This is a genomic window from Pseudoxanthomonas sp. (assembly GCF_035999195.1).
In the GTDB taxonomy this organism is placed as follows: Bacteria; Pseudomonadota; Gammaproteobacteria; order Xanthomonadales; family Xanthomonadaceae; genus Pseudoxanthomonas_A.
Window position 1 is genome coordinate 1 of record NZ_DASYGY010000008.1, and the last position, 7,890, is coordinate 7,890.

The 7,890-nt window shown below is 68.9% G+C and carries 6 protein-coding genes and 1 pseudogene; 5 read left to right on the forward strand and 2 right to left on the reverse strand.

Annotated features, from left to right (window positions below):
* Positions 1 to 334, forward strand: a pseudogene (locus tag VGN58_RS07265) (methyl-accepting chemotaxis protein); the annotation flags it as partial.
* 187 nt (positions 335 to 521) lie between these two features.
* Here the strand turns inward: VGN58_RS07265 and VGN58_RS07270 are convergent.
* The gene (locus VGN58_RS07270; protein ID WP_327482630.1) at positions 522 to 827 is read right to left on the reverse strand and encodes a hypothetical protein; all 306 of its coding nucleotides are present in this window, start codon (positions 825 to 827) and stop codon (positions 522 to 524) included.
* A 26-nt stretch (positions 828 to 853) separates the two neighbouring features.
* On the opposite strand from VGN58_RS07270, the gene VGN58_RS07275 reads away from it, so the two are divergent.
* Both VGN58_RS07275 and VGN58_RS07280 read left to right on the forward strand, forming a co-directional pair.
* Positions 854 to 1,327, forward strand: coding sequence for a CPBP family intramembrane glutamic endopeptidase (locus VGN58_RS07275; protein ID WP_327482631.1), 474 nt, complete (start codon positions 854 to 856; stop codon positions 1,325 to 1,327).
* 31 nt (positions 1,328 to 1,358) lie between these two features.
* Positions 1,359 to 2,441 carry a hypothetical protein gene (locus tag VGN58_RS07280; protein WP_327482632.1) on the forward strand — a complete coding sequence of 361 codons (1,083 nt, stop codon included), beginning with the start codon at positions 1,359 to 1,361 and terminating at the stop codon, positions 2,439 to 2,441.
* A 48-nt stretch (positions 2,442 to 2,489) separates the two neighbouring features.
* Here the strand turns inward: VGN58_RS07280 and VGN58_RS07285 are convergent, their stop codons facing one another.
* Entirely contained in the window at positions 2,490 to 4,031 is a 1,542-nt protein-coding gene (locus tag VGN58_RS07285; RefSeq protein WP_327482633.1) for a hypothetical protein, read from the reverse strand.
* A 413-nt stretch (positions 4,032 to 4,444) separates the two neighbouring features.
* Between VGN58_RS07285 and VGN58_RS07290 the strand changes: the two genes are divergently transcribed.
* Both VGN58_RS07290 and VGN58_RS07295 read left to right on the forward strand, forming a co-directional pair.
* Entirely contained in the window at positions 4,445 to 5,224 is a 780-nt protein-coding gene (locus tag VGN58_RS07290; protein ID WP_327482634.1) for a flagellar brake protein, read from the forward strand.
* Between the two features lie 158 nt (positions 5,225 to 5,382).
* A partial coding sequence (locus tag VGN58_RS07295; protein ID WP_327482635.1) for a methyl-accepting chemotaxis protein occupies positions 5,383 to 7,890 on the forward strand: 2,508 nt, incomplete at its 3' end.

The following is a 7,890-nucleotide window of genomic DNA, read 5'->3' on the forward strand; positions in this document are numbered from 1 at the left end:
GATCTCGGCCGCATCGCAGGAACAGTCGGCCGGCATCGAGCAGGTCAACCAGACCATCACCCAGATGGACGAGACCACCCAGCAGAACGCCGCCCTGGTGGAGGAAGCCACGGCCGCCGCCCGCGCGATGGAGGAACAGGCACGGGCGCTCACCGAGTCGGTCTCGGTGTTCAAGCTGCACGCGAACAAGCGCACCTTCACACACAGGACGCCGGCATCCGTCGCTCCCGCGACGCGCCGCAGCGCTGCACCGAAAACGGTGCGGACCGCGCCGCCCACTGCCCCCGTGCCGGCGCTCGCCGGCGCCGACGAGGACGGCTGGCAGGAGTTCTGAGCGCCGTCAGCAGGACACAGACATCGCGTTGTCGCACACGGCCCGGCAGTGTCCGGGCCGTGTGCGTAGTCGATGGCGCTTCAGGGATGTTTGCCGCGTCATCGCGCCACGGGCGCGCGATGCATGAAGCGGGTCGAACCCGTGTAGCAGGAATCCGGCCCGGCGGATCCCGTGTGGAGACCCGGCCTCAGAACCGGCGCTGGCCACCGCCGTAGTTGCCGATATCGCACTGGCCGGAGAACGTGGTGCCGCCCTCGATGTTGATGCGCCCGGAGCGGCGGTCGACGGTCAGCCGCGGCTTGTTCATGCCGTCGAGGCGATAGGTGGCGGTGATGCGGTCCGCGCCGACCTGCAGGTTCTCCAAGTCCCACCAGCCATGATCGCCATGCGAGTTGATCGGCGGAATCAGCGGCGCACCCAGGTGGATGCGGCCGTGGTCGCCGTACAGTTCGATCTGCACGTCGCTGCTGAAACCCTCGGTGGTGGCACGCACGGTGTCGGATTGGGCGCAACCTGCTGATGATGGTCGGCATCGCCGCGTTGAACCTGGTGGTCACCGTGCTGATCGGGCTGCTGCTCAACGGCCTGGACCAGGGGTCGGCCAATCCCGCGTTCAAGTCGATGGCCGAAGTGGATACCGCCACCCGCGTCATGGCCTTCGCAGCGATGGTGCCGCAGCTGCTGGGCGAGGAACTGCTCACCATCCTGCCCTTGCTCGCCCTGCTGTGGTGGCTGCATACCCGGATGAAGCTGAAGAAGCGCACTGCCCTGATGCGGGCGTGGCTGCTGTCGGCCATCCCGTTCGCGCTGGCGCACCTGCCCACCTACCAGTGGGACCTGGTGCAGTGCTTGGCGATCATCGGCAGCGCCCGGCTGGTGCTGAGCCTGGCCTATCTGTTCTCGCGCAACCTGTGGGCCTCCACCGGCGCGCACGTACTCAACGACTGGACCCTGTTCGGCATCAGCCTGACGCTGGGTTCGCTGCCGCACTGACGCCATCCCTCGCCCGAAGAAGGAATGTCCCATGGCGCTTCACCACGATCGGGCGGTACGGCTGAAGACCGTCGGCTGGACCCTGCTGACCCTGTTGTTCCTGCTGAGCGTTCCTCTGTTGCTCAGTGCATCGCCTTGGTTACTGGCGGCTTCGTTCCTGCTCGGCGCAGGCGTGGTGGCCGCGTTGGCGTGGCTGCTCGCCCGTCTGCGACGCCGGTCTTCGCCACATCGCTGGCCGCAGGCCCTGGCCGGCGGCATGGTCGCCACCGCGCTGATCGCGCTGCCGCTGTACTGGCTGGTGCTGCAGCCCGCACTGCGTCCGCTGGCGGTGCCTCGCGTCACCCTCGGCGACGGGCAGCGGCAGGTGGTGTTCCAGGGCATGACGCACATCGGCTCGGCCCCGTTCTATCGCTCGGTGGCCTTCGACCTGATGCGCACGCGCGAGGCAGGCTACAAGGTCTATTTCGAGGGCGTGATGCCGGGCACCCCGGAAGCGCAGGCATGGTTCCGTGACGAGCTCGCCGGCGGCGGCGACCTCAACGCCGAATACGGAAAGCTGGCCGGCTTCTGCGGCCTGCACTTCCAGAACGATTTTCTTGGCTTCGTCGGCACCGACGCGGTGAAGGATCCGGCACGCACCGTCAATGCGGACGTGACGGAAACCGAGATGTGGGAGGAATGGAAGCGCCTGGTGGCAGCGCGACCGGAACTGGCGGACCAACTCGTCAAGGAGCATCCGCCGTCCGACGACGGGGGCAGCTCGGGCATGAACCATGTGATGCAGGTGCTGTCCCACGTGGGCGATCGGCAACGCGACTTCGTCGGGGCGGCATGCCGTGGCATCTTCACCTTCGCCCTGCAGGGCAAGGAACGTCCGGACGTACTCAATGCGGTGGTGCTGGACTTCCGCAACCGCAAGCTGGCCGAACGGATCGCCGCCGATGCCGGGCGGAACCTCTACCTCATCTACGGCAGCGGCCACTTCCCCGGCTTGTTCCATGCGCTGAAGCAGCAGAACCCGGCATGGCGCATCGAAGGCGTGACCTCGTCCACCGCGATCGAGGCGCCGGAGGATGCGGTGGGCAGGCTGGAATTGCTTGACCCGGAACGATGAGCGATCGGTCACCCGAATCGCGACACGCGCGGGAACGCGGGTGGGATGTCAGCGGTGTCGATCCGCGCGCGGACGTCGCAGCGGAGGCGAGGGAGACGAGACGGCTGCGCCGGTTTCCGTGCGCACCAGCGCCGGCAACGGCGAACTCATCACGCGCGCCACCGGCCCAACGCGCACCAGGAAACCGGTCGCCGTGGCCGCGATGACGTCGATCTGGTGCTGGCCCTGTGGCAGACGGAAGCGTTCGCCCGGCTTCAGCATCGAGCCTTCATTGGCCGAATACGTCGCCGGCGGCAAGTCGCTGTCCAGGCTGTGGGTGGTTCCGTACCCACGCAGCGCATGGATGATGACCGCGTCGCCCGCCAGGTTGGACTCGTAAGGCGCCGTCCGGCGTCGCGCTTCCACCGTGTAGATGACGGTCGCGAACGGATCGGGCTGCGCGGGCAACGCCAGCACCAGCAACTGCACGCCGGTCCCGCCGGGTGCATCGACGACATCCAGCATGACGTCATGCGTGCCGATGTCCTCCGCCCGCACGGTGAGCCGGCCGGGCGGCGCCACCCATCCCAACCGCTCGCGCTGGTAGGCGCTGAGGTATTTGGGCAGCAGCCCGTACACCGGATCGCTGCCGGCGTGGCGCCACGCGTCGCTCATCAGGTCCCAGGGATTGTCGTAGGTGTCGGCATCGCCATCGCTGTTGTCCGAATGCGGCAGGCCGTAGCCGTGGCCCATTTCGTGCGCCATCGCGGCCAGGTTGGCGAACGACCAGGGCGGACTCCATGTGGCCCGCAGGCAGCGGTACGCGCCATCGAGCACTGCGCATGCGCCGCCGCCCCACGCGTAGCCGTCCAGCTCGTCGTTGAACATCAGGTTGATGCCCATCACGCCGGCGAACTCGACGTCCGCATCGGCGGCGGCCGTGCAGTCGGCGAACAGCAGCGACAGATCGGCCTGCGTGCCGGTGTAGGCACTGCGCGGGCGCGGCAGTACGTACCAGCCATGGGCCTGGCTGCCGGCCAGGTCGATGGCGCCCCGCGACACCCGTGACCAGTAGTGGCCCAGCTGACCCGGCCCGTCGCCGTACTGGGACTGGAAGAACTCGCGCGACTTCGGTTCGGCCGGCACGTCGGCGAACCGGCACATCAGCGTGATCCAGCGCGTGCTGCCGTGGACCGGTGCCGCCAGCCGGGGCCGACCGTCGTCGCCCGCCACGGGCGCCCGCTGCGCCTGGCGATCCGCAGGCACGATGGCGTCGATGACCACACGTGACCCGCGCTTGCCGGCGGCGGCGTGCGACACCGCCACACGGCGGTTGGCCAGCGCATAGAGGTCGCCTGCCGCGCGCGTGGCCTGGGCGACATCGAGCCGGCGGCGCGCGCCCGGCCCTGCGTCCAGCCACGCCTTGAAACGGGGAGGAGGCGTGGCCTGTCCGGGCATGGCAGGCCGCGCGTCGCCCCAGCGCAGCAGCAGGATGCCCTGTTCGATCTCGCCCGCCCATGCCGTCGGCAACGCCGCCGCACAGGCCAGCACCAACCCGACGACATACCGCTGCAGCGTCCCACCGCCGCGCACCTTCGCATTCCCGTACATGGCGTTCTCCTTCCCTGTGCCACGACAGCCCGAGCACCCGACACCGTCGATCGGCGCGGACCGCGTCCGGCGCCGCGCATATCGCGAATGCGGTCCGGCGCACGCCCCATGGCGGCGCAAGGGATCGAGGATGTCGGCGGCGGTGCATGCCCCGCATGCCCGTGTCCGCCAGCAGCGCGGTCCCTCGCGCGTCCGGGAGCCGTCGCCATGCTGGCCACGCTCCCGGGATGTGGGGGCAGCGTGCGCCGCCGTGTGTTGGATAAATGTGATTCGAGGGTGCCGTCTGTCTGCTACCTCCATGTACCTGCGCGCCGACGGTGAGACCACACCGGCGGACACCCCGCCTAAAGAGTTTGTGATCCACGCCGATACAGCCTGTGACGCCATCCCTGCCCTGACGCTTCCGCCCCCGCATGACCGAGTCCAGCGACGCCCCCCTGGCCGATCCCGTCGGGTACGACGAGGAAGAGAAGTACCTGGTGCATGGCGTGCCCGCGGTACGCCAGATCCTGCAGTCGCTGATCGACAAGCGCGCCCTGGTCAGCGGCTGCGCGATGCCGCGCAACCACACCTTTCCCACCTCCGTGATCGAAGTGCTGGACGACGAAGAGGGCGTGCTGATCGACGGCAGCGCCTCGGAGGCCGTCAACCGGAGCATCGAGGACGCCAGCCACGTTACCTGCGTGTCGCGGCTGGACCGCATCCACGTGCAGTTCAAGCTGTACGACCTGCGGCGCGTGCAGCAGGACGGCCAGGTCGCCTTCCATGCCTCGCTGCCCGACAGCATCCTGCGCCTGCAGCGCCGCGAGTTCTACCGGCTGCAGGTGCCGGTGACCCAGCCGATGGACTGCGCCATCGCCGAGCGCCAGCCCGACGGCGAGACCACCTACCGCAAGTACCGCGTGCTGGACATCAGTGGCGGCGGCATCGCGCTGGCGGTACAGGCCGAAGAGCCCACGCTGAAGCCGTACAAGGAATTCCCCGGCAGCCTGCTGCACCTGCCCGACAGCGGCCCGCTGTGCGTGCGCCTGATGGTCAAGAGCCTGCACCGGCAACTCAACCAGAACGGCAGCGAGAGCTGGCGAGCCGGGTGCCAGTTCACCGACATGCCGCGTGGCGGCGACGCGCTGATCCAGCGCTACATCTTCCGCCTGGAACGCCAGCGCAGCGCCCGCGAACGCGGCGCGGCGTGACCGTCGTCGCCGTTCCGGCCGCCGCCCGTCGGCAATCGCGTGACACGCACTCAATGACGCCGGGGCGCCGCCGATACGGTCCGTAACACGACTGCAACACCGGACGCCGGTCCTGGCGCCGCCGCTGCAGACGTCGCCACTCTGCATACGAGGCCATCATGTCTTCCGTTTCCGCGCGCTTCTCCTCCCGCAGCATCGCCACCCGGGTGATGTACGGCACCGCCATCGTCGCCCTGCTCGCCTTCGGCGTGGCCGCGGCCGCCAGCTACCTGCGCAGCAGCCAGTCCCTGCTGGCCGGCGCGCGCACCACAATGGAGGGGCTGGCCGAGCTGGAGGCCCAGCGCATCGCCGGGGACCTGGCAGGCGCGTTCGACACCAACGAGGCCCTGGCCAGCGCCCTGCTCGCGCAGCGCGCCGGCGACGGTCTGAGCCGCGCGGCGGCCAGCGCCATCTTCAAGCGGCAGCTGGAAACCCATCCGGAATGGGTCGGCGTGGGCACGCTGTGGGAGCCGGAGGCGTTCGACGGCAAGGACGCGGACTTCGTCGCCGCCGACGGCCACGACGGCACCGGCCGCTTCATGAGCTACTGGGCCTGGAGCGACGGCGCGCCATTGCAGGAAGCGCTGCGCGACTACGAAGTGCCCGGTGCCGGCGACTGGTACCTGCGCCCGCGCGAACTCAAGCGCCCGGTGGTCGCCGAACCCTATGTCTACAAGATCGCCGGCAAGGACGTGCTGATGACGACCCTGTCCACGCCGGTGCTGGACAACGGCACCTATCTCGGCGTCATGACGGTCGACTTCGCCCTGCAGTCGCTGCAGGAGCGCATCGCCAAGCTGACGCCGATGGACGCCGGCTTCGTGCGCCTGCTGACGCCCGCCGGCGTGGTGATCGCCGACCAGGACGCCGCTGCGGTCGGCAAGCCCTTCGCCGGCGCGCAGGCGGCCGATGTGATGAAGCAGATCGCCAGCGGCCAGTCCGTCTTCCGCGAAGCCACCGATGCCGCCGGTGACGCGGTGATGGAAGCCTACGTGCCGCTGCAGATCGGCAAGGCGCAGGAGCGCTTCGCCCTGGGCGTGGTGGTCCCGCGCGCCGTGCTGATGCAGGAAGCACGCGCCGTACTGTGGACCGTGGTGATGGTGGGCGCGCTGGGCGCGGTGCTGCTGTGCGGCGCGGTGTTCTGGCTGCTGCGCCGCCAGGTCGCCCGGCCGCTGGCCGGCGCGGTGCGCGTGGCCGACGACATCGCCCGCGGCAAGCTCGACAGCGAGATCGATGCCGCGCGCAGCGACGAGATCGGCACGCTGATGAAGGCGATGCGCAGCATGCAGGCCAACCTGCGCGAACGCATCGAACGCGACGCCGTGGTGGCGAAGGAAAGCCTGCGCATCCGTACCGCGCTGGAAGACGTCACCACCAACGTCATGATCGCCGATGCCGACCGCACCATCGTCTACGCCAACCGTCCGCTGATGAAGATGCTGACGGACGTGGAACAGGACCTGCGCCGCGACCTGCCCGCCTTCGACGTGCGCACCGTGGTGGGCAGCAGCATCGACATCTTCCACAAGAAGCCCGAGCACCAGTCGCGCATGCTGGCGCAGCTACAGGGCACGCACCGCGCCCAGATCAGCGTGGGCGGCCGCATCATGCAGCTGATCATCAATCCGGTGGCCGACGCGGACGGCCAGCGCATCGGCTATGTGGTCGAGTGGGCCGACCGCACCAACGAGGTGATGGTCGAGCAGGAAGTCACCCGCATCGTGCAGGCCGCGGTGCAGGGCGACCTGAGCGGCCGCATCGTCGAAACCGGCAAGCAGGGCTTCCTGCTCGGCCTGTCGCAGCAGATCAACGGCCTGCTGGCCACCATCGCCGGCAGCGTGCAGTCGGTGTCCACCGTGTTGCAGTCGCTGTCCAAGGGCGACCTGACCGCGCGCATGGAAGGCGACTTCCACGGCGTGTTCGCCACCATGCGCGACGATGCCAACGCCACCGTCGCCCAGCTGACCGACATCGTCGGCCGCATCCAGGACGCCTCCACCTCCATCAACACCGCCGCCGGCGAGATCGCGTCGGGCAATTCGGACCTGTCCCGCCGTACCGAGCAGCAGGCCGCCAACCTGGAAGAAACGGCGGCGTCGATGGAGGAACTGACCTCCACCGTGCGCCAGAATGCGGAAAGTGCGCGCCAGGCCAACCAGCTCGCCATCGGCGCGGCCTCGGTGGCCTCGCAGGGCGGCGACGTGGTCGGCAAGGTCGTCACCACCATGACCGACATCGAGCAGTCGTCGAAGAAGATCGCCGAGATCATCTCGGTCATCGACGGCATCGCGTTCCAGACCAATATCCTGGCGCTCAACGCGGCGGTGGAAGCCGCGCGCGCCGGCGAACAGGGCCGCGGCTTCGCGGTCGTGGCGAGCGAAGTCCGAACGCTGGCCCAGCGTTCGGCCAACGCGGCCAAGGAGATCAAGGGCCTGATCGAGAATTCGGTGGAGAAGGTCTCCGACGGCTCGGCGCTGGTGAACCAGGCCGGTGCGACGATGGCCGAGATCGTGGCCAGCGTGCAGCGCGTGACCGACATCATGGCCGAGATCTCGGCCGCATCGCAGGAACAGTCGGCCGGCATCGAGCAGGTCAACCAGACCATCACCCAGATGGACGAGACCACC

Coding starts and splice junctions, on each gene's coding strand:
- VGN58_RS07275 (WP_327482631.1), top strand. CDS start 854: ATGATGGTCGGCATCGCCGCGTTGAACCTGGTGGTCACCGTGCTGATC.
- VGN58_RS07280 (WP_327482632.1), top strand. CDS start 1,359: ATGGCGCTTCACCACGATCGGGCGGTACGGCTGAAGACCGTCGGCTGG.
- VGN58_RS07285 (WP_327482633.1), bottom strand. CDS start 4,031: ATGTACGGGAATGCGAAGGTGCGCGGCGGTGGGACGCTGCAGCGGTAT.
- VGN58_RS07290 (WP_327482634.1), top strand. CDS start 4,445: ATGACCGAGTCCAGCGACGCCCCCCTGGCCGATCCCGTCGGGTACGAC.